This window comes from Wenyingzhuangia gilva, from assembly GCF_030519655.1.
GTDB classification, from domain to species: domain Bacteria; phylum Bacteroidota; class Bacteroidia; order Flavobacteriales; family Flavobacteriaceae; genus Wenyingzhuangia; species Wenyingzhuangia gilva.
In genome coordinates this window covers 237,720-261,076 of the sequence record NZ_JAUMIT010000006.1, presented here as the reverse complement: position 1 = coordinate 261,076, position 23,357 = coordinate 237,720, and the positions used below count along the sequence as shown (strand labels likewise).

Sequence of the window (23,357 nt, the reverse complement as noted above, 5' to 3'; positions counted from 1 at the left end):
GTGCATATTCTTTTAAATAATAATATAAGGCTGAGGCAATAGAAACACCATTGTTTCCGCGCAACAATATTTTATCTCCCTTAGAAACAATCTCAAACCAATCGTTCTCTAACAGACTATCAACTTCTACCTCAAAATCCTCTGAATAATTAGGTAGAACTCTTGATATCAATAATTCAGATGGACTTAATTCTTTTATTTCTTTTTCCTTATTTCCGCAGGAGATTATCATTATAAATAATGGAATCCATAATAATAGTTGGGTAATTTTTTTCATACTTAGTTCTTTTATTTCTTATCAGATTTTGATGGTGGTACTTGCTTTGTCCCCCAAATCTTTGATGGTTTTGCTCCCATTACAAATTCTAAAACACCTCCCTTAACAATATCACTATGCTCTATAAAAGCATTTTCAAAAGTGTTTCCGTTTAGTTTTGCAGATTGGATGTATTTATTTTTTACTGATAAATTCTTCGCTTTAATAGTAAAATCTTTTCCATTTTCTTGGTGAATCACCGTTTCTTTAAAATATGGTGTGTTAATTAAATAATAAGATTGTCCTGCATTAGGATATAATCCTATCATGTGAAAAGACAACCAAGAAGACATCGCTCCAGAATCATCATTCCCTGGAATCCCATCTCTACTCGCATCGTAATTCTCATCTATAATTTTATGAATTTGATCAGTACTTAAGTCTGGTCTACCAATCCAATGATATAAGTTTGGGGTTAAAAATGAAGGTTCATTGGCTACATTGTAAAACGCTTCTCTAAAAAAAGTATTTAATCTTTTTTCAAAAGCCTCTTTCCCTCCTGATTTCTGAATTAACATAGCGACATCATGAGGTACTGACAGTGAATATTCCCAAGAACTTGCTTCGTAGAAAAATCCACACCACCAACAAACACAATTAGGCCAATCTTGTGCTAATGGAGTGTAAGGCACATAATTAATTTTACCATTGGTAGCAGCACACTGTATGCTATCTACCCATTTTCCATTGGCATCTTTTGGCATAATAAACCCTCTTGAACCATTGTCTTCAATATCTCTCCAAAGGTTTTGCCAATTATCAGATTGTTTGATGAATCTCCAATATTCTCCTTTACGTTTAATTCCTTTGGCTACAATTGCCAAACAATAATCATTATAAGCATATTCTATGGTTCTGTTTCCAGAACGTACATAATCTGTAGATACATACCCTAAACGATTGTAATCTACCAATCCTCCTCGACCTTCTTTTTCTTCATTTCCACCTGGAGGGTACATCGCATCTTTCATCATGGCTTCTAATCCTAATTTGTAATTAATTCCTTCCAAACCTTTTACAAAAGCATCTGCAATGACAACCTCAGCATTAGAACCACCTTGCGTTCTACCATTATAATTTCCACTTCTTGCATCTGGGAGATACCCATCTCGTTTGTAGATTTGTAACATTGCATTTACAATATCTACTTCACGAGAAGGATTCAAGAGTGTGATTAATGGACTTGATGAACGATAGGTATCCCAAATAGCATAAAAATCATCATAATAGGGAGTGTTATTTTCCCATAATGGATTTTCTCCTGTTCTATCTACAGGCATTAACATAGTGTGATATAGTCCTGTATAAAACATGGTTTTCTTTTCTACTGAAGCCTCTTGATCTACTTCTGCTCTTTGTAGTAAATCTTCCCATTTTTGTTGAGTTTCTGCCAATTCTTTTTCAAAACTCCAATGCGGAATTTCAGTATCAATATTTTGTTTTGCTTTTAAACTGCTGATGAAAGAAATTCCAATTTTCATATTCACCTTTTTGTCTTTTAACGAATTAAAAAACAACATGGCTCCCGTCTTTTTTCCTTCATCAACTTGCGTTTTTTCATTTGGATAAAACTGTTGATCTTTCCAAGTAGAAAACTCACTAAAAGGTTGATCAAAAATAGCTGTGAAGTAAACCGTGTATGCCCCACCATTGTTCCATCCTCCTCTTACTTTAGTATAACCTCTTACTTCAGTATCAGAAATTACTTCTACCTGAGAACCTACAAATTGCTGGGTCTCACGTCCATCAGGAATGATAGATTCGTCTAAATATCTACCTAAATCTATTTTGATGGCATTTTTATCAATATGATCAAATTGAAAACGATAAAAAGCTGCTCTATCAGAAGTTGTGATTTCTGTTTGAATATTGTACTTGCTTAAATTGGTACTATAATATCCTAAAGCTACTTTTTCATTTTCTCTTAAAGATTCTTGTTTGATAGATGTGAAATCTCCAGAAAAAGGCATTACGGAAACATTTCCATATTTGGCACCTCCACCTGTTCCGCTTACATGGGTTTGACTAAATCCATAAATAGGCTTATCAATATCTGCCGAATATCCACTATTAGCATGTAAATCATTATCAGGTCCTGGTTTGATCATTCCATAAGGACATGAAGGTCCTATAAACACATTTCCTAATCCTTCAGATCCAATTAAAGGATCTACAAATTGATGGTATTGTGCATGACTTTCAGTTTGTAAAAAAATCGACAAACAAACAATAAGTGGTTTTATTATATTTTTCATATTCTGTTTTTTGAACTAGAACTTAATAGGTTGATAAAAATTCATTTTAGAACGTTTACTAACTGGAACCATATAAAAAGTATAATGATAACTTCCTGATTTAATTTTGTATTCTTTGTGAGGTTCAGCTTTAAAAGACCAAGTATTGTCTCCTCCAATTCCCATTTGAACCAAGTCTAGATCTACTGTTAAAACCTCTCTTTCTTTTAATTCATAAGTATGCGTAGCTTCCTCTATATTGTTTGTGCTATATGGAGACACACTAAAATTGATTGGATTTTCTCCTTGAATTACAAGTCCTTTTCCTTTGCTATTCAACAATCCAAACCATCTGGTATCCATGTGGTTTCCATATTCCTGAGGAACAGCATATTCATAACTCATAGCATTGGCATTGGCAGAATACAATCCTACAAAAGCCCCTGTATTTCTATCTTGATAATTGGCTTGTGGTCCTTTTCCAAAATAGCTCACGTTTTCATAATCATTAGCGATATCAAACTCCATCCCTATTTTTGGAACATCTGGTGTATTTTTGGCGATATCTGCTTGGTAAGACACTTTTACATATCCGTTTCCTAAAACAGTGTAAATCAACGTTACTTTGGTGTTCGGGTTTTCTATTAATCCTTCAACTTGTATCTTAACTTTTGTTTTATCAATATCATTTACCGTAATTGATTCTGGTTTAAAACGAGCTCCTGCATTTTTCCAATCCAATTCATCTGTCTTTTTCATATATCCTCGGTAAGCTTTGTCATTTTCCGTTTCTGGTCTCCAAAAACTTAAACTCAAAGGATTTTTAATAAAATCTAATGCTTGTGATTTATATGAGCTAATATATCCCGTAGCTTTATCAACCGTTAGCGTTACATTTTTGTTCTTTACAAGAATAGTATTATTAACATCTTCTACTGTTAAATCTGTATTACTATGGGTTAAAGAAATTTCTTGATTAGATTTTAAATGCAAATCAAATTGCTCTTCAAAAACCACATAATCTTTCTTTTCCCATAAAGTATTTTCTTTTAACAAACCTTTGATATTGATAAAGTACTCACTTCCTGCTTTTGGTTTGATTCCTTTATATGAAATATTCAAGGTTCCGATTTCATTGGGTTTGGTAGACATATTTGCTACAGTTCCTTTTTGAATTACCTTTCCATTTTCTGTAAGCTCCCAAACAATATTATATTTTGATAAATCTGAAACATGATGACGATTTCTAATCGTAAACACTCCTTTTCTAAGATCTACCAAAGAAATAACCACTGGTTGATTTACTTTTTTTGCTTCATAAATTTCTGGTTTTGGAGTTCTGTCTGCTGCAACAATTCCGTTTAAACAAAAACTCCCATCGTTTGGAACATCTCCAAAATCTCCTCCATAAGCAAAATATTCTTTTCCATTATCTGCCGTTTGTAAAAGACCTTGATCTATAAAATCCCAAATAAATCCTCCTAAAGCTCTATCGTGTTTGTAAATAACATCCCAGTATTCTTGATAATTCCCTAAAGAATTCCCCATGGCATGTGCGTATTCACACATCAATACCGGACGTTTATCAAATCTAGTATCGTAAATTAAATCATCTAATTCTTGAGGTTGTGGATACATTCTACTCAACATATCTACCCAATTAGGATCAGTTGGATTTCCTCTGTCTGATGGCCAAAAATTCTTTTTATATCTTGAATCTGTAGACACTCCTTGAGCCCCTTCATAATGAACATATCTGGTAGGATCCATCGCTTTGATCCATCCTGACATAGCTGCATGGTTAGGTCCCATTCCAGATTCATTTCCTAAAGACCAAATAATAATACTTGGGTGATTTTTATCTCTTTCTACCATTCTAATCCCACGCTCTAGAAATGCTTGAGACCATAAGGGATCTTGTGATAATTTTCCACCTACTCCATGTGTTTCTAAATTGGCTTCATCCATTACATAAATTCCATATGCATCACACAAATCATAGAAATAAGGATCGTTTGGATAATGAGATGTTCTAACCGCATTAAAATTAAATTTCTTAATTAACTGAACATCCGCTTCCATATCTGCTCTAGAGACAGTTTTTCCGTTCACCATATGGTGATCATGTCGGTTAACACCAATTAATTTAACAGCAGTTCCATTCACTAAAAACCTTCCTTCTTCGTCAATTTTTAAATCTCTAAAACCAACTTTTTGACTCGTAGCTTCTATTAAGTTTCCTTTTTCATCTTTAATAGAAAATAAAACCGTGTATAAATAAGGTTCATCAGCAGACCATTTCTTTGGATTTTTGATATCCATTTCCATGATACCAAAGTAAACCTGATCTCTTGCTGGATGAGATTCTCCTAAAAAAGTACCCAACTTTAAGGTTTTTGCTTTTTCTACCAAGTGTCCTTCAACATCTAACAACTCAGCTGTTAAAGTCCAATCATCAACTACAGTTCTTAAAGGAGTTTTACTATAGTATCCAAACTTCTCTATAAACTTATCTTCAATGTTTACCGTAAATTTGGGTCTAATTTGTAAAGTAGCATCTTTATATTCTTTGTCTAATTTTGTTCTAATAGCAACATCTGTCATTCTTACTTTAGGAACTGCTTGCAAGTATACTTCTCTTTCAATTCCACTCAATCTCCAAGTATCTTGATCTTCTAAATAACTTCCATCACTCCATCTATATACTTTTACAGCTATTTTGTTCGTTCCTGTTTTTGCATACTTAGTGATGTCAAATTCTGAAGGCAACCTAGTATCTTCACTATAGCCAACAAAATGTCCATTTACCCAAACATAAAAAGCAGAAGAAACCCCTCCAAAATGCAAAATGATATCTTTGTTTTTCCATGATTCCTTTACTTCAAAGTTTTTGATATAATGTCCAACAGGATTATCACTATGGTTGATGTAAGGATCGTTACTATAAAAAGGGTAGGTAGTATTTGTGTAAATGGCTTTTCCGTAACCACGCATTTCCCAGTTTGAAGGAACATCTATGGTTTTCCAACTTGAAGCATCATAATTTGATTCTTGAAAATTCTCTGAAGATTCTTCTGGAGTAGCCACCCAATAAAATTGCCAATCTCCATTTAAACTTTTGTAATTAGAAGAAGATTCTCTTACATTTTCTTTTGCTAATTCTTTACTATCATAGGAATAAAAAGTAGCATGAGAAGGCAATCGATTCATTTGGTTAATTAATGGATCTTCCCATACATGATGTTGTCCCCATACTAATAAAGGGGTAAAAAAGAGTAGGATTAATTGAATTTGTTTCTTAGTCATGGTTGATTATTTAATAATGCTCTGATAAGAGCTTGGTTTCTCTGTCTGTACTTATTTCTGTTGTGTTTTTTAGAATGATTTGTCCTTTTTCTTGTTTGGGAGTGTTGATATCATTCAGTTCTAATTCTTCCACTTCATCAAACACAAAAGCAGGTCTAAAGTCGTCGTTTTTCAAAGTTACTTTTACGTTTTTAAACGTAATACCTTTTACATGACGAACGTAAAAACCAAAAGCAGGTAATTCTCCAAACATAGAAAACTCTGGATAATCTTGAATTCTTTCGGGTACATTTGCTAAATGAGTTAAAGGAACATAGGCAATTTCCTTTTTAGAAAGTCCTGGATAAGAAATTTCTACATTTTCTATCACTACATTTTCTATCACTACATTTTCAACATTGTGATTTGGAACCCCAACAATAGACGATGGAAACGTATTGTGTGCCTCTCTAACCTCTGGACCACTCATTTCATATCCAGCATCTGGTCTTCCTAAAGGCACTTGTACTTTAATATTTTTTATGTGGATATTTTTTACCGTTCCTATAGACTGACCACTTCTGTGCCCTAATCTTATAAAAATAGCATTTCCTGTATTTTCTGCATTGATATTAGAAACATTGATGTTTTCTATGTGACCACCATCTACAGACTCTATAGCAATAGCTGAACGGAAAGTATCGTAAACCTCTATATTTTCTATGGTAACATTTTTAAATCCTCCCCAAGAAGCTGTTCCCAATTTAATAGCACTTGCACTAGAACGAACTTTACAATTTGCGATGTAAATATTTTCGCACAACATATTACTTGTACTAGATTTTAAACAAATTCCATCATCAGCAGCATCTACAAAACAATTGGTAATACTAGCATTTTTACAATCGGTTAAGTCAATTCCATCATTGTTTAAAAATGTAGTACTTTTTACTTTGATATTGTCAATAACAATATTGGTGCTATTTCTGTAATCCTGAATCCAACACAGTCCATTTTTTAAAGTGATATCTTTCACCGTGATGTCATCACAATCATATACATATAACATCATCGGACGATTTTTTTCTGCAGGTCTCATTTGATACCATGGATTATAATGTTGCCATTCATGATCTTCTAAAGTACCAGCATGTAACATTTTATAAATATCCTTAATCAACTCATGACCATTTCCATCAATAGTTCCTGTACCTGTAATAGCAATGTGATATTGTCCTTTGGCAACAATTAAAGGAGAAGCTTTTTTAGGACCGTAATCTATTCGTTTGGCACTTCCTAACAATACTGCATTTTTAGACAAATACAACTCTACATTAGATTTTAAATGTAAAACTCCGGTTAAAAACACACCTTCGGGAACAATTACTTTACCATCACCACTCTTAGAAGCTTCATTAATTACTTGTTGAATAATTTTTGTATTGTCTGTTTTTCCATCTCCATTTGCTCCAAAATCAACAATATTGAAGGTCTTTTGATTAGCCGTCACCAATGTTGAAATAAAAAACATGATAAACACAACTTTTTTATGTAGGATAGTTATTTTCATTTTTTCTATTTAATTATTTTTATTTTGGATTGATCGACTTTCAGAATTGGATTAACCATCGTTTTTAAAACAATTTCTTTTTTATGAGTCTTGGGTAAAGCTATTTTTTCCATCTGTAAATCATCAACTTCATCAAAAACAAAAGCAGGACGAAAATCATCATCTTCCAGAGTCAATTTTACATTTTTAAAGCTAATTCCTTTGGCATAACGAACATAAAATCCCCAAGCGGGTAACTCTCCAAACATGGAAAACTCTGGAGAACTTTTAATTTCTTTTGGTACTTGTTCTAAACGGTTTAAAGGAACGTAAGCCATTCCTTTAAAAGATTTTCCGGGGTAGGATATCTCTATATTTTCTATACTTACATTTTCCACAGAATGTCCGGGAATTCCAACAATGGAAGCTGGAAATGGATTGTGAAAAAAGTTGACCTCAGGTCCTCTTAACTCATAGTTTATATCTGGTCGACCAAACGGTACTTGAACCTTTATATTTTTAATATCAATATTTTTAATCACGCCTGGTTTTTCTCCATCTCTATGTCCAAGGCGAATAAAAATGGCATTGCCTGTATTAAAGGCTTCAATATTATTGACTTTTATATTTTCTATGATAGCTCCATCTACTGACTCTATGGCAATGGCAGAACGAAACGTATCAAAAATTTTAATATTTTCTATAGTTACATTTTTAAAACCTCCATAAGATGCCGTTCCAAATTTAATAGCACTAGCACTTGATCTTATGGTGCAGTTGGCAATATAAATTGAATCATTAGCATGACCTGGGTAGTAGGATTTTAAGCAAATTCCATCATCGGCAGCATTGATATTACAGTTGATTACTTTAACATTTTTACAATCGGTTATGTCAATCCCATCATTATTCCAATAAGAACGGTTCACAACTGTCAAACTATCAATCGTTAGATTTTTACACAACTCAAAAGACAATCCCCAGCAAGAAGCTCCACCTACTTTTAAATCTTTAATACTTATATTTTCACACTGAGAAAACCTAAAAAGTTTAGGTCTCATGGTTTCGTTAGGTCTATGCCTTCTGTAATTGTAATTAGGGTCAATATTTATTCCTGCATGATGTAAACTATCAATATGCAAGGCCAATTTTAATCCTTGCCCATCAATTTTACCTTTTCCTAAAAGCTTTATGTTATTGGCTTTATTTGCCAAGATCAAAGCCATTTGAGAATTGTCATCTTTTTTAGGAGAAACAGGTCTCCCTTCAAAACTCATATTGTAGTAATCCTTAGGATTTGTGCTCCCTAGTAATACTGATCCTTCTTCAAAAAATAAAGTCACATTACTTTTTAACTCAATACTTCCCGACAAAAAACTCCCTTTAGGAAAAACAACTATTCCCCCATTTTGTAAAGATGCTTTATCTATGGCTTTCTGAATGGCTTTGGTATTTAAAGTAACTCCATCTCCTATCGCTCCGAAACGCTCTATATTTAGAGTATTTTTTTGAGCAAATAAAAGATGAAATCCTAAAAAGAAAATCAATATATGAAGTATAAATTTCATGTGATTTTTTTGTTGTTTATTTTGACATCTGTAATTCTAAAACTCCTCCATTAACAATGTCATCATGATGAATTTTATGAGTATTTACAGAAATGTTATTGAATTGAATGTCCTTTACATATACATTTTCTGCATTATTATTTTTAGTGTTGATTTCAAAAGTTTTCCCTTTGTAATAATTATTATTTAGTTCAATGGTAATTTTATCAAAAAGGGGACTTCCTATCTGATATTCTGGATTCTCTTCAGTTCCACCATTCATTTGAAACAAACCTATTTTCATCAAAACTGCCAAACTTCCCATCAAACCTTGATCTTCATCTCCGTTGTAACCACTAGCATGGCTTAAGCCAGAAAATACTTTTTGTACTATTTTTCTTGACCAATAGGCTGTCAAATCAGGCCTACCCAATTGTTGAAAAACAAAAGCGGTTTGTATAGAAGGTTGGTTTCCGTAATTGATAGGAATTCTACTATATTCTGGATGTAATTCTGCAGCATGAGAATCTCCAGATGTAAAGCCTAATTTTTCTGCAGCTTCAAATTGTGCATTTAATTTTTCAACTGCTTTATCATTACCTCCCATCAACTTAGCCAATCCAATAAGATCATGTGGTACAAACCAAGTAGCTTGAGCTCCATTAGCTTCTATAAATCCGTGTTGATATTGGTAAGGATCAAAATTTAGATACCAATCTCCATTTACATTTTTAGGATGAATCCATCCTGAATTTGAATCAAATAAATTTTGATAATTTTTAGATCTTTTACTGAAATACTCAGCATCTTCTTGCTTTCCTAGCTTTTTAGCCAATTGTGCCAAAGTCCAATCTTGATAAGCATATTCCAAAGTTAAACTCGCCCCATCTTGATGTCCTCCAAAATCTCCATCTGGCAATGGATAAGGTACAAATCCTTTTTCTAAATAATATTTTAATCCACCTCCCAAACTAGTGTAGTGTTCATAACCAACTCTCTCCATAATTCCTCCAGGCATATGATTCTTTTTTAAAGCTTGATAGTAAGATTCTAAATTTCCTTTTATCAATCCTTTTTGAATTGCACTTACTATGAATGGTGTTGAAGAAGCTCCAGTCATTACATAAGTATAGTTTCCTCCTGAGGGTCCTCTCGGAATCATCCCCCCATCTTTATAATATTGCATTAAAGATTGAGAAAACTCCTCCATAATTTCTGGATACACCAATCCCCATAAAGTATTAATAGTCCATTGGGCTCCCCAAAAAGAATCTGAATTGTAGTGATTGAACAATGGTTTTCCTTCAGTATTTAATGGTAATTGACCTATTCTAAATACTGATCCAGTATTATCTGGATACGATCCATTTACATCACTAATAATTCTTCTTCCTTGCAAAGCATGCCATAAATCAGTGTAAAACCTACGTTGATCTTGTTCTGTTCCTCCTTCAATTTTTATTCTTCCTAACAAAGAATTCCACTCATCTTTAGACCCTTGAATCACTTGATTAAAATTCCAATGAGGTAATTCTTGTTGAATATTTTTAGTTGCATTTTCTAAGGAAGTATAAGAAATACCTGCCTTCATTAAAACTGGTGATGTGGTATTTTTTATGTTGATTAAATAATTCCCTGTTTGCTCATCTTTTATTAAAGCTGTGATAGGAACATTTAGTTCTATTTTAAAATATATGTTTAATGGTTTAGGACGTCTGTGGGTGGGAGTTGCTACTAACGTTCCCGACAACTCACTTTCTCCTGTCTGCGCTAATTCTCCTGCTACATTATCATTAGGTCCTAAGATGGTATTTAAGTTGAAAAGGATACCCGCCTCTTTATTTTTTGGAAACGAATATTGGTGAAAACCAACTCGTTTTGTACTTGTTAATTCTGCCTTAATTTGATATCTATCTAAGACTACTGAATGATATCCTGGCGTTATTGTTTCTGTTTGATGATTAAATCTAGAATAAAAATCGGTGAAAATATTAGATTTATCTATTTCCGAAATCGTAACCGGCATTACCGATAATCCTGACATTTGCCAAGCGTGTATGTGACTAAAACCTTTAATGGTATCTGTATTATATCGATATCCACTTCCCCATGCTCCATTAATTTCTGTATCTGGACTTAAATTGACCATTCCAAATGGACGACTTGCAGAAGTAAAGAAAAACCATCTTGAATTTTCTGTATCCAACAAAGGATATACTTTGTCTACATAATTTTCTTTGACAACCGTTTTCTTTATTTCTTCTTTACAAGAGATTAGAAAAAGGAAAATCAATCCAATCCAAGCATTTTTTAAAATATGGATTCTATTTAATTTAAATGGCTTTACTTCCATAGGATTTTTTGTAATATGTTTTGATGTAAATACTTAATAATAACAATCAAATCATTTCTTTAAAGAATATAAGCAGGCAATTGCTCACCTGCCTATATCTAAACTAACTTTAAACTAACTCAAATAATAAAGACTATAAGTCTCTATGTTTTATTAACTCTTATAATGGATTTTGAGTAAGACCATTACTGTTATCTATCTCATATTGAGGAATAGGTCTCAATAAATTTTTAGCATTTAAAGCATTATTCAATTTCGCATGTGGATTATGCAATAATGTACGCTCTATTAGCTTTCCTGTTCTTTTTAAATCCATCCATCTATTCACTTCTCCTGTTAACTCTCTTGCTCTTTCGTCAAGAATAAAATCCAATGTTACTTCTGTTGGAAGTACTGGAGTAGTTAATCCAGCTCTAGATCTTAAAGTAGTTAAACGAGCTGCAGCAGTCGTTGGATTTGAAGCTCCTAAATATGCTTCTGCCGCAATTAAATAAGCTTCTCCACTTCTCATCATCACCATATCTCTCTCTCCTACAGATTCTGTATCTGGTTGTCTAAACGGAACATTAGGGTCATCAAATTTTTTAAACTGAGGATAATGTACATCCGTAACTCCATCGTTTGTAAAGTAAGTACCTGGGTTTACAACTCTATATCTAACAGCATTGATTGCTGATTGAGACCATGCTGTTTTAGGAAAATACATCGCAGTGTCACCCGCCATTACATTTACAGTAGCTCCACCAACAGTAGCAGTGTAATCTTCTGTAGCGTAAATAACTCTAGCAAAAGTAGCTGCTGCTCTTTCATCATCGTCTTCAAAAAGTGAATAGTAAAAAGGTGTTGGCATTGCTCCTAAACCTTTAACTGTTCTAGTCAATCCAGGATAATCAAAAAATCTAAATTTATACATCTGATGTCTTGAATTACCCCATCCTCTACTTACAGAATTGCTTCCAAATAAGTAAGAAAAGATTACCTCTGAATTACGCTGATTTTCAATACTTACTAAGCTTTCAAAAGACCCAACTAAAGCGTGATTAGAGATTACTGTTTCTGCCAAAGCAGCTGCATCTGTGAAATCAGTTGAACCCGCAAACGGCTTATAAGCTCTAGTTAACAATACTTTTGATAACAAATGTCTTACTGCATCTTTAGAAACTCTACCGTATTTATTAGGAGTTTGATCTACTCCAGCCAAAGCATCTTCTAAATCTTGTATAATTTGGGTATAAACATCTTCTTCACTAGCTCTTGTAAAATCTCTTTCAGCCGTGGTAATTTGATTTAAAACCAAAGGAACACCCCCAAAATTCTCAACCAACTGAAAATAAGACATCGCTCTAAAAAACTTAGACTCTGCTACTCCCATATTTTTGTCTGCTTCTTCTAAACCGTCAATTCCATCAGCATTGTCAATAACAATATTTGCTGCTGAAATGATTTTGTATTGATTAGACCAATACACACCGATAGCCAAATTTTGAGAGTTGAAGTTGACATAGTCATTAAGATCACTAGTTCCAACAACAGCGTTTCCTCGAGTAACGATATCTGTCCCTAAATCCTCTAAAACATAATACAAATCTGGAGCATAATGTGTAGTTGTTTCTCTTGCTCTTTCATATACGGTTGCAACTAACTGTTTATAAGTATTTGCATCGGCATCATCAATATTAAGTTTAGTATTATTTTCCTCTTCTAAATAACTCTCACAACTTGTATTTAACAAACTTGCCGCTAGAAGTAATGTTATTATTTTATAATTAATTTTTCTCATTTTTTCTATAGTTTAATTCAACAATAAATTAGAAGCTTAAATTAAGACCTGTCATGAATGTACGTGACATAAATGCTGCTCCCCATTGGTTTCTTGATGCATTTTCAGGATCCCAACCATCGTAATCAGTAAAAATGAATGGATTTTGTACTGTTCCATAAATTCTTAAACTTTTTACGTTTATTTTATCTAAGAATTTTGAAGGGAACTTGTATCCTAAGGTCACATATCCAACTTTAACAAAAGAAACATCTTTGTATTGTATTGCCCAACCGTAAGGACCAGGGTTACCAGGTTGATTATAATCGTTAGATTGATTTTCAGGTGTCCAGTAATCAACATCATAACCGTTAAACACTCTGTTTGGTTGTTCTTGCCATCCCCAAGCATAGTTACTATGGAAATTACTTCTCATGGTGTTTCCTTGACTGATGTTTACCATGAATGAAAAATCAAAATCTTTATAGTTCATTGTATTGGTAATACCACCTGTCCATTTAGGAGCAGTTTGTCCAATTATTTTTCTATCTTCTGGAGTTATTTTTCCATCCTTATTTACATCTGTTACTTTTACTTGACCTGGTTTTTGTTCGTATGATAAAGCCTCAGCTTCCTCATCTAATTGCCAAATCCCTGCAAATTCATAATCATAAATAGCTCCAACTGGCTGTCCTACTCTGGTAATATAATTTCCAAATAAAATATCTTTTCCTCCGTATAACTTATCTACATTGTTTTTATTTGACGCGAAGTTAAAGTTGGTTGTCCATTTAAACCCTCCTGAATTGATGTTTGTTGTATTTAAACCAATTTCAATTCCTTTGTTACTAGACTCTCCAATATTTTCAAAAACCCCTGGAAATCCTGTAAGATTAGATAAAGGTGTATATAAAATAAGGTCTGTATTTTTTCTGTGATATACATCTACAGATCCATTAATTCTATTGTTTAATAATCCAAAATCGAAACCAACGTTTACTTCTGCTGTTCTTTCCCATTTAAGATTTTTATTCGCCAAACCACCTACGTAAAGAGATGGATACGCAGCATCTCCCAAATTGGTTGCACTAGGATCTAATAATGATTGTGATCCTAAAGGTTGTAACCCTTCTCCTGTATTTCCTGTTTGACCATAACTTACTCTAAGTTTTGCATTGGTTAATACATTTTGAGATTTCATAAAATCTTCTTCAGATATTTTCCATGCAAAAGCTGCTGATGGGAAAAACGCCCATTTATTCCCTTCTGCTAATTTAGAAGCTCCATCATATCTACCTGTTAAAGTGATTAAGTATTTATCCATTAAGCTGTAGTTAACTCTAGCTGTGTAAGATTCTAATGTTTGCTTAGAAAAACCACTAGATACATCATTAACACTTAATCCAGCCCCTAAATTGTAGAATGAATAATCATCTGTTGTAAAGTTTCTTACTTGTGTATAGTATCCTTCTGAACGTTGTGAAAATCTTGAGAATACTCCAGTAAAATCAATAGCATGAATTCCAGTTTCGAATTTATAATTCAAAATATTATCCCATGAATATGAAAAATAATTATCATTATTTACCTGAGCTCTTCTGTTTGCTGGATTTGCACTAACAGATTTTGAATACAACCCTCTATACTCTCCATATCTTGAATATTTAATATTTGGAGAAAACTTAGAAGTAAGTGTCAACCCCTCAATAGGAGTTACTTTTAAGGCAAAATCACCAAGGTATTGTAAATATTTAGTTTCTCTTGTTACATTATCAGCCTCAAACAACGGGTTGGTAATTTGAGTTTCTTTTGCTGTAGGGAAAAACTTTAAATCTCCATTTTCATCGTATGGACGACCAATAGGCTTTAATCTGTAAGCACTCCTAAAACCTTCCCAACTTCCAGAGTTTTGGATCGCATTGGTAATATAATTACTAACACTTACATTTAACCATTTTGTTAAATCACTACTTAAAGTTCCTCTAATGTTATATCTAGTAAAATCTTCACCTCTAGCCGTACCTTCATCTTTGGTATATGCCAAACCAACAGAATAAATAGTTTTATCTGTTCCTCCACTCATATTAATTGTATGATTGGTTTGTAGTCCATTTTTAAGCATTAAATCAACCCAATCAGTACTCACTCCATCCGCTACATTTTGTAATTCCTCTGCATCAAAATAATCAGACAAAACTACATCACTTTTACGGTAAGCATAGTTTCCTGAAGCAAACTGAGTACCTACTACGGCATCTTTAACAAAATCTACATAACTAGAACCATCAAAAACAGAAGGCAAGTGATATGCTTGTTTAAAACCTACATAATTACTGTAGTCAACTTTTAAAACTCCTTTTTTACCTCCCTTAGTTTCAATCAACACAACACCATTACTACCTCTTGATCCATAAATAGCCGTTGCAGAAGCATCTTTTAAAATATCCATTCTGCTGATATCCGCTGGATTTAAGAAAGAAATATCGTCCACAAAAATTCCATCTACAATAAATAAAGGATTTTGTCCTGGATTAAAACCTCCATTTGAAGAAGAAGAATTTTCATTTACATTAATAGAACTCGCTCCACGAATACGGATATTAAAACCTCCACCCCCTGGCTTGTTATCTGTACGTTGAACCACAACCCCAGGTGCTTGACCTTGAAGAGCTGACACAGCATCTACTTTATTTGTTTGCTGTATCTGTTCTGCATCCATTGAAGCTACGGATCCTGTTACGTCTTTCCTTTTAACAGTACCGTATCCTACAATTACCACTTCATCTAATTCTGTATTAGTTTGTTCTAATTTTACACTTAATTTAGCTTGCCCAGTGTAAGCTATCTCTTTAGTTGTGTACCCTACATATGAAACTGCTATAACGTCTCCATTGCTAGCAGTAATCTCAAAGTTACCATCAAAATCTGCTATTGTTCCTTTTGAGGTTCCTTTGATAATGATATTAGCTCCAGGAACTGGAATATCATTCGCATCCGTTACAACTCCTGTCACTTTACTTTGTGCCCATAAAGTTGATGAAAAACATAGCACCACGGCTATCATTAAAAGTTTAAGTTTCTCCATTTTATTTTGTTTAGTTAATAATTGTTTTACACTTACTTTAAATTATAATCAACCAATCAATAAGTATTGTAAGCATTTCGTAAAATTAACCGAGTTTTCTTTTTTTAAAATGGACATTTTATTCAAAAACATGGAGAATCAGCAATTGCTCAATAACTATGTTTTTAAATTATCAAAATCACAAATAAATAGTTTTTTTATTAGTTTATTATCAATAAAAAAACAAAGCATCCATACTTTTGCATAAAATATCCATATAACAAACAAAGAACATTATTACTTTGGATTGCTATATTTTACTGATTTATAATCAATAGAAAAAAACAATCTAACTCTTTACCAAACCTTAATATCAAAGAGTTTAGTTATCATCTTAACACAAATCTTTTAACCAAAATTTTAAATACAATGAAAAATAATATCAATAATCCGATGGACAATATTGACGATTGGGAAGAAAACTTAATAGAACGCTATCCTGACCCTGAAACACCTACAAAAGAAAAAGAGGCTTTTAGAAATTATGTAGATTCTGAAAGAGTAGATACTGTTAAAGAATTTTATCGCATCAACCACATCAATCAGACTTATGATTTTGTATGTAAAAAAGAAGAAGAATTTTTAAAGTTTGACAAAAAAGAAATGTCATTATGGGAAGCTGTAGACTTCTTAAACACTTTGGTTGATGATAGTGATCCTGATATTGACTTAGACCAACTTCAACACTTATTGCAAACCTCTGAAGCTATTAGAGCAGATGGACATCCAGATTGGTTTGTATTAACTGGTTTTTTACACGATATAGGTAAAGTGCTTTGTTTGTTTGGAGAACCGCAATGGGCAGTGGTAGGTGATACTTTTCCTGTAGGGTGTAAATTTTCTGATAAAATTGTTTATCCTGAATTTTTTGAACAAAATCCGGACAGCAAAGATGAAAGATATAACACCAAATATGGAGTCTATACTCCTAATTGTGGTCTAGACAATGTAAAAATGAGCTGGGGTCATGATGAATATTTATATCAAATACTAAAAGACTATTTGCCTGAACCTGCTTTATATATGATTCGTTATCATTCTTTTTATTCTCAACACAGAGAAGAAGACTATCGTCATTTAATGAATGAAAAGGATATTGAAATGTTTGAATGGGTGAAAAAATTCAATCCGTACGATTTATATACCAAAGCTCCTGTAAAACCAGACGTAAAAGCTTTAAGACCTTATTATGAAGCCTTGGTTTCTAAATATCTGCCCGAAGTATTAAAATTTTAACCCTAACTAAAAACTTTTACCATGCTATTTACCTACTTAGGATTTTTTGGTTTTACCCTATTTGTCATTTTTTATACCACTTACAAACTCCGAAAAGACAAGTTTACTACCTCTAAAGGTTACTTTTTAGCTGGTAAAAGTTTAACAGGTCCCATTATAGCGGGATCTATGATTTTAACCAATATTTCTACAGAACATTTAATAGGAATGAATGGTAGTTCTTATAAAAACGGAATTATTGTTATTGCATGGGAAGTAACTTCGGCCATTGCTTTGGTAATTGCCGCCATCTTTTTTATTCCAAAATTTATTAAAATGGGGCTAACCACCATTCCAGAATTTTTAGAAAAAAGATTTGATGGTGCTATTAGATCTATCGTTGCTTTTTTACTGATGTCATCTTTTGTAATTACCCTTTTACCAATTGTATTATATTCTGGTGCTATAAATATTGAAAGTGTTTTTGATTTTTCTGTAATGTTTAACATCAGCAAAGAAGAGTCATTAATATATACTGTTTTGGTAATTGGAATTATAGGTTCTTTATACGCCATTTTTGGAGGATTAAAAGCCGTGGCATATTCAGATTCTTTAAATGGAGTTGGATTGATGTTAGGTGGTTTGTTAATTCCTGTTATTGCATTATTTCAAATTGGTCATGGAGATTTTTTTAGTGGATTAAGCACTGTATATAATTTTGCCCCTGATAAATTTGATATTATTGGAAAACCCGATTCTGTACTTCCTTTTTCAGTTTTGTTCACAGGTTTAATGATCAATCAGTTGTATTTTTGGGGAATGAATCAAGCCATTGTTCAGAGAGCTTTTGGTGCTAAAAATTTAGTTGAAGCTCAAAAAGGATTGATTTACACAGGGGTTCTAAAACTTTTTGTTCCTATTATTATTGTCCTTCCTGGTTTGATTTCTTTTTACTATTTCCAAGATAAATATTACGATACTCCTGATTTAATCTATCCTCTTTTGGTAAAAAAAGTATTGCCTACTTATTTATATGGATTTTTTGCTGCCGTTATTTTAGGAGCCGTATTGAGTACTTTTAATAGTGTACTAAACTCTGCAAGCACCATTTTTTGTTTGGACATTTACAAAAAAAATATCAACAAAAATGTATCGGATAGTAATTTGGTAAAATATGGTAAAATTTCATCTGTTGTACTAGCAATCATAGCCATTGCTGTAGCTCCAATGGTTGCCTATGCTCCCGAAGGGCTGTATCAATTATTACAACAATTAAACGGTGTCTTTTTTATTCCTATTTCTTCTATTATTATTGCTGGAATCTTTTTTAAACAAATCAATACCAAAGGAGCCAAAGCTGGTTTGTTTTTTGGATTTGTATTTTACATCCTAACCACTTTTATTCTTCAGCTAGACATTCATTTTGTGCATTTATGGGGAATTGAGTTTGTGCTAAACTTTATCATCATGTTTTTAGTTTCTAAATTATTTCCAACAGCTGAAGACCATCCTGAAATGGATAAAGGAACAGAGGAAAAATCATGGTCTAAAGTGAATATAGCAGGAGTAATATTAGTCTTTTTAACAATTCTTATCTATATTTTGTTATCCTAAAAAAACAGTATTGTATTTTAGAAATTACTTTATCTATTGATTTCAGATATATGCAAATTTAAAAACACGGTGTACTAGAAACATCGTGTTTTACTATATTTCCGTCACCATAATGATACTATAGAGAATATCTTAAATAAGTATTAACATAAAAACGGTGATTAAGAATCTATTTTATTAAAGTACTTGGAGCTATTCCGAATTGTTTTTTAAAACATCTACTAAAATATAATGGATCGTTAAAGCCAACCATGTTAGCGACTTCTGAAACGTTATACTTTTTTGTTTTTAGTAATTCTGCGGATTTTTTTAAACGAATAGTTCTTATAAATTCACTTGGAGACATATCAGTAAGCTGCGTTATTTTTCTGTATAATTTAGAAGTACTCATAGCCAAGGTCTCACATAAAAATCCCATGGTTAAATCTGAATTTCCCATATGCTCGTCTATCAACTCCTTTATTTCAGTAATTAAGTCAATATCTATTTGTGAATGAGCCAATGTAATTACATCCGTTTCTACTTCCCCAGAAAACTTTTGTTTTAAGTTAAAATGTGTTTTAATAATATTATCAATACGAGATTTTAAGACAAAGGGATCAAAAGGTTTAACCAAATAATCATCTACTCCTATTTCGTAACCTTTAATTCTATTCTCATTTTCTGCCAAAGCTGTTAAAAGAATAACGGCTGTGTTACTTATATTTTCATCAGATTTTAATGCTTCTACAAAATCAAACCCATCCATCACAGGCATCATTACATCAGCTACACAAAGGGCTGGTCTTACTTTTCTACACAACTCCAAACCTTCTTGTCCATTCTCGGCTTCATATACTTTATAAAAACCAGAAAGATATTCTACAATATATTTTCTTAGCTCCGTGTTGTCTTCAATAATGACTACTTTATGTTTTATTTCTGTATTTTGTTGAACTCTTTTTATATTTTCTAGCAAAACTTCACTGGTTGAATCAACAGTAATGAATTCAGATTCATGTTCTTGATAGGGTATAGAATCTAAAATTTCAGTTGCTTGATATGCTTCTTTATAAACAGGAAGTTCTACTGTAAAAACGCTTCCTTTGTTTGGAGTACTTTTTACGGAAATTTTTCCTTTATGTATATCTACCAAAGCCTTAACAAAAGACAAACCGATACCAGATCCGGTTGTATTTTCTTTACTATTATTGGCTTGGTAAAATCTAGAAAATATTTTTTCTTGACTTTCAATTGGAATTCCTATTCCGTCATCACATACTTCTATAATTAAGGTTTTTTCTTGCTCATTTTTAACCCCTATAAACAAATCTATATTTCCAAAGTGATTCGTAAATTTCATTGCGTTAGAAAGTAGATTGAATAATATCTTATCATATTTATCTACATCAATCCAACATTCTTTGGCTTCATCATCAATATTTAAATTAAAATTAATATTCTTAGACTGTGCAAATACAAGAAACGAATCAACCACATTTTGAGTAATCTTTAAAACATTTACTTTAGAAACCTTTAACGCTAACTTTCCTTTTTCAGCTTTTCTAAAATCTAAAATTTGATTTACCAGTCGCAACAACCTGTTGGCATTTAAATGAATTAAATCTACCCTGCTTTTTGCATAATCATTATTTTCATGATGATCTAACAATTGTTTTATAGGTCCTAAAATTAGAGTTAGAGGCGTTCTTAGTTCATGAGAAATATTGGTGAAAAATCTTAATTTTTCATTATTTAACTTTTCTTCTCTTTCTCTTTTAACTTTTTCATATAAAAGTTCTTTTTTTAACTTGATTTGCCTGTTCAAGAAAAACAGTAAAAGAACCAGTGAAAACCCTATAATAAACAAACCTTTATAGGTTAACCAAAACGAGGGTAAGACTTTTATTTGATAAGTAGAAACATCACTCCAAACACCATCACTATTACTAGATTTTATTTTAAATGTATAATTTTTAGAAAACAAATTGGTGTATTGAACGGTTCTTGAATCGCTATTAACCTCAATCCAATCATCATCAAAGCCCTCTAACATATATTGAAACTTATTTAATCTTTCATTTGTATAAGATGGGGTTGAAAATTGAATTGAAAAATTTCGATTATTATAATCTAAAACAACATTCCCTGCAATATTAATATCTTTTTTAAAAGGAGTTTGACCATTAATTTTCATTCCTGGTAACACTTCTTTATTCTGTACCTTAAATTCTGTGATAAAAGGTTTTGGGGAATACTTATTTTCCATAATCGTATTAGGTGAAAAGGAAATTACACCATATTTTCCTCCAATATATATGAGCGAATTATTATAATTATAAAAACCTCTGGAACTAAAAACATCTAACCTTGTACCACTTTTTACATGATAAATATTTACGGTTTTAAGATCTGCATTATACTTTCCTATGGTATTATTATTAATATTTAACCAAAGAGAACCATCGGTAACTAAAGTCATATCGGTAATCCATTTCCCTTTTAATTCAGGAAATTCCGTAACCAATTCAAAAGCATCCATTTCAGGAACATACTTAGCCAACCCCGCTCTTGTTGCAGCCCAAACTCTATTTTTTGAATCTATTAAGACATCACTTAAATTGTCTTGAGGCAATCCATTTATTATGTCTGGGTTGTGTTGATATAATTTTGTAGTTTTTTGTATCAAATTATACTTAATAATTCCTTCTTCGGCAGCAATCCATAAATCATCTCCTGATTTTTTTATTTTATTAATCTCATAATCAGCAAACAATCTTTCTGTAGACGTTTTTACGCTTAAATTCTTAATATCTAAATAAACAATTCCTTCACCAAAAGATCCAACCAATAAAGTCTCTTCATTATATTTTAAAAAGGAAGAAATTGCAGAATTTACAAAACCAACATCTATAGTTTTTGATGTGTTGTTAAGGTAATTATACACCATTATTTTTCCATTCCACAAACCACAGAAAAATATTTTACCATCTACAGTATAGATACTCGAAATATCTTCTTTGTTTTTATACAAAGGAACAAAGCTGTTTTTTTTAGTTATAAAAAGACCATTGTGCCATGTAGCTAAAATTAATTTCCCGTCGTATGTTTGTGCAAATCCCCTATTTCTTGGAATTTGATTTTCTGTGTATAATGAAACCTCTTTGTTTAAATGAATTTGGTTTTCATAAGGGTCGTACTTATCCAAGCCATCTTCTGTTCCAATCCACAAAACACCTGAAGGATCAAAATAAAGTGAAGAAATTAAATTATCTGCCAAAGAGGTATTTTCTGTTAATACAGAATAATGCCATTGAAAGTTCGCTGTTTTTAGATCTTCTAATTGATTACACACCAAAATTCCCGAAAGTGTTCCTATCCAATATTTACCATTTGGACTTCTTGCTATTGATAAAAAATAATTTCCTATTTGATCTCGAAGAACCTTATCTTCTATTTGAATGATTTCAAAAGTATTAGAAGCCTTATTTAATTTATAAAGCCCTTCTCTGGTTCCTACAAAAATATCAGATTTAAAATCTTCATGTATAAAATTTATATATGGATTTTTATTGTTTGAGTTTGGAATGGACAACGAATATTTTGATACTGCAACAACATTACCTTTATGATCTAAAGATAATTTTGCAACCCCCGCAGTTTCATAGCTACCTATCCAAAGATTTCCTTTTTTATCATCATATATCTCTTTAACATAATTAAAATCAGGAAGTTCTATTTTTATAAATTTATTTTCATCAGGATAAAAAACACAAAGTCCTTTTGTTTTAGTCCCTACCCAAATTCTTTTAAACTTATCTATATACAACGAACGAATTTCCCTATCAGGTAAACTATTAGGATTGTTTTTTTCTGGTAAAAATGTAGTAAATTTTTGAGTGTCAATTTCAAAAAGAGTCAATCCATCTCTTGTACCAATCCAAATATTATTTAAAGATTCATCATATCTTAAAACAGTAATATCATCATTGTATATCTTATTTTTACCTAAAGAAGTGCTTAAATATGATTTAAATTGATAACCATCAAAACGGTTTAAACCAGAAAAAGTTCCCAACCACAAAAACCCTTGATTGTCTTGTATTATATGCCTTACCGAATTATGAGAAAGCCCATCTCTACTATTATAGTGCTCAAATTTTAAACTTTGAGCGTTTAAAGTAAATAGCGATATGATAAAAAAGAGAAAAACAATTGGTTTAAGCATTTAAATAATTCATTTTAATTTGATGAGCTGCTAATATAAACGGATTTGTCATATAAAAAGATGCTTATTGATAGGTCTATTTAATGATATATAACAGATTTATTTAAGCTTTGAATGCCACTTATTCTTTCTCTTTTTAATTTTTTTCAAATGA

Annotated in this window: 11 protein-coding genes; 2 read left to right on the top strand and 9 right to left on the bottom strand. The window is 32.0% G+C overall.

The window, feature by feature from the left end; genetic code table 11:
- The 8 genes from QVZ41_RS12440 to QVZ41_RS12405 all read right to left on the bottom strand — a co-directional run.
- The coding region (locus QVZ41_RS12440) for an alpha-N-acetylglucosaminidase N-terminal domain-containing protein (protein WP_302884919.1) at positions 1-277 on the bottom strand (277 nt) is incomplete at its 3' end.
- 11 nt (positions 278-288) lie between these two features.
- Positions 289-2,571 carry a GH92 family glycosyl hydrolase gene (locus QVZ41_RS12435; RefSeq protein WP_302884917.1) on the bottom strand — a complete coding sequence of 761 codons (2,283 nt, stop codon included), beginning with the start codon at positions 2,569-2,571 and terminating at the stop codon, positions 289-291.
- A 15-nt stretch (positions 2,572-2,586) separates the two neighbouring features.
- Positions 2,587-5,856, bottom strand: coding sequence for a beta-galactosidase, LacZ type (gene lacZ / locus QVZ41_RS12430; RefSeq protein ID WP_302884916.1), 3,270 nt, complete (start codon positions 5,854-5,856; stop codon positions 2,587-2,589).
- Positions 5,857-5,866: 10 nt separating this feature from the next.
- Positions 5,867-7,366 carry a glycoside hydrolase family 28 protein gene (locus QVZ41_RS12425; protein ID WP_302884915.1) on the bottom strand — a complete coding sequence of 500 codons (1,500 nt, stop codon included), beginning with the start codon at positions 7,364-7,366 and terminating at the stop codon, positions 5,867-5,869.
- Between the two features lie 44 nt (positions 7,367-7,410).
- Positions 7,411-8,952 carry a glycoside hydrolase family 28 protein gene (locus tag QVZ41_RS12420; protein ID WP_302884914.1) on the bottom strand — a complete coding sequence of 514 codons (1,542 nt, stop codon included), beginning with the start codon at positions 8,950-8,952 and terminating at the stop codon, positions 7,411-7,413.
- Positions 8,953-8,968: 16 nt separating this feature from the next.
- Positions 8,969-11,284, bottom strand: a complete 2,316-nt coding sequence (locus QVZ41_RS12415; RefSeq protein ID WP_302884913.1) for a GH92 family glycosyl hydrolase — start codon at positions 11,282-11,284, stop codon at positions 8,969-8,971.
- Positions 11,285-11,444: 160 nt separating this feature from the next.
- Entirely contained in the window at positions 11,445-13,064 is a 1,620-nt protein-coding gene (locus tag QVZ41_RS12410; protein ID WP_302884912.1) for a RagB/SusD family nutrient uptake outer membrane protein, read from the bottom strand.
- Between the two features lie 28 nt (positions 13,065-13,092).
- Positions 13,093-16,128, bottom strand: coding sequence for a SusC/RagA family TonB-linked outer membrane protein (locus QVZ41_RS12405; RefSeq protein ID WP_302884911.1), 3,036 nt, complete (start codon positions 16,126-16,128; stop codon positions 13,093-13,095).
- A 408-nt stretch (positions 16,129-16,536) separates the two neighbouring features.
- Here QVZ41_RS12405 and QVZ41_RS12400 point away from each other — a divergent pair, with 408 nt between their 5' ends.
- A complete protein-coding gene (locus QVZ41_RS12400) occupies positions 16,537-17,403 on the top strand; it encodes an inositol oxygenase family protein (RefSeq protein WP_302884910.1) in 867 nt (288 codons plus the stop codon).
- Between the two features lie 21 nt (positions 17,404-17,424).
- Positions 17,425-18,996, top strand: coding sequence for a solute:sodium symporter family transporter (locus QVZ41_RS12395; RefSeq protein WP_302884909.1), 1,572 nt, complete (start codon positions 17,425-17,427; stop codon positions 18,994-18,996).
- 169 nt (positions 18,997-19,165) lie between these two features.
- On the opposite strand, the gene QVZ41_RS12390 is transcribed toward QVZ41_RS12395, so the two are convergent.
- Complete coding sequence (locus QVZ41_RS12390; RefSeq protein WP_302884908.1) at positions 19,166-23,203, bottom strand: hybrid sensor histidine kinase/response regulator transcription factor; 4,038 nt, start codon at positions 23,201-23,203, stop codon at positions 19,166-19,168.
- Positions 23,204-23,357 lie beyond the last annotated feature (154 nt).

Excerpts from the sequence above, each read along its gene's own strand:
- QVZ41_RS12395 (WP_302884909.1), top strand. The coding sequence starts at position 17,425 with ATGCTATTTACCTACTTAGGATTTTTTGGTTTTACCCTATTTGTCATT.
- QVZ41_RS12390 (WP_302884908.1), bottom strand. The coding sequence starts at position 23,203 with ATGCTTAAACCAATTGTTTTTCTCTTTTTTATCATATCGCTATTTACT.
- QVZ41_RS12400 (WP_302884910.1), top strand. The coding sequence starts at position 16,537 with ATGAAAAATAATATCAATAATCCGATGGACAATATTGACGATTGGGAA.
- QVZ41_RS12425 (WP_302884915.1), bottom strand. The coding sequence starts at position 7,366 with ATGTTTTTTATTTCAACATTGGTGACGGCTAATCAAAAGACCTTCAAT.
- QVZ41_RS12410 (WP_302884912.1), bottom strand. The coding sequence starts at position 13,064 with ATGAGAAAAATTAATTATAAAATAATAACATTACTTCTAGCGGCAAGT.
- QVZ41_RS12415 (WP_302884913.1), bottom strand. The coding sequence starts at position 11,284 with ATGGAAGTAAAGCCATTTAAATTAAATAGAATCCATATTTTAAAAAAT.
- QVZ41_RS12420 (WP_302884914.1), bottom strand. The coding sequence starts at position 8,952 with ATGAAATTTATACTTCATATATTGATTTTCTTTTTAGGATTTCATCTT.
- QVZ41_RS12435 (WP_302884917.1), bottom strand. The coding sequence starts at position 2,571 with ATGAAAAATATAATAAAACCACTTATTGTTTGTTTGTCGATTTTTTTA.
- lacZ (WP_302884916.1), bottom strand. The coding sequence starts at position 5,856 with ATGACTAAGAAACAAATTCAATTAATCCTACTCTTTTTTACCCCTTTA.
- QVZ41_RS12405 (WP_302884911.1), bottom strand. The coding sequence starts at position 16,128 with ATGGAGAAACTTAAACTTTTAATGATAGCCGTGGTGCTATGTTTTTCA.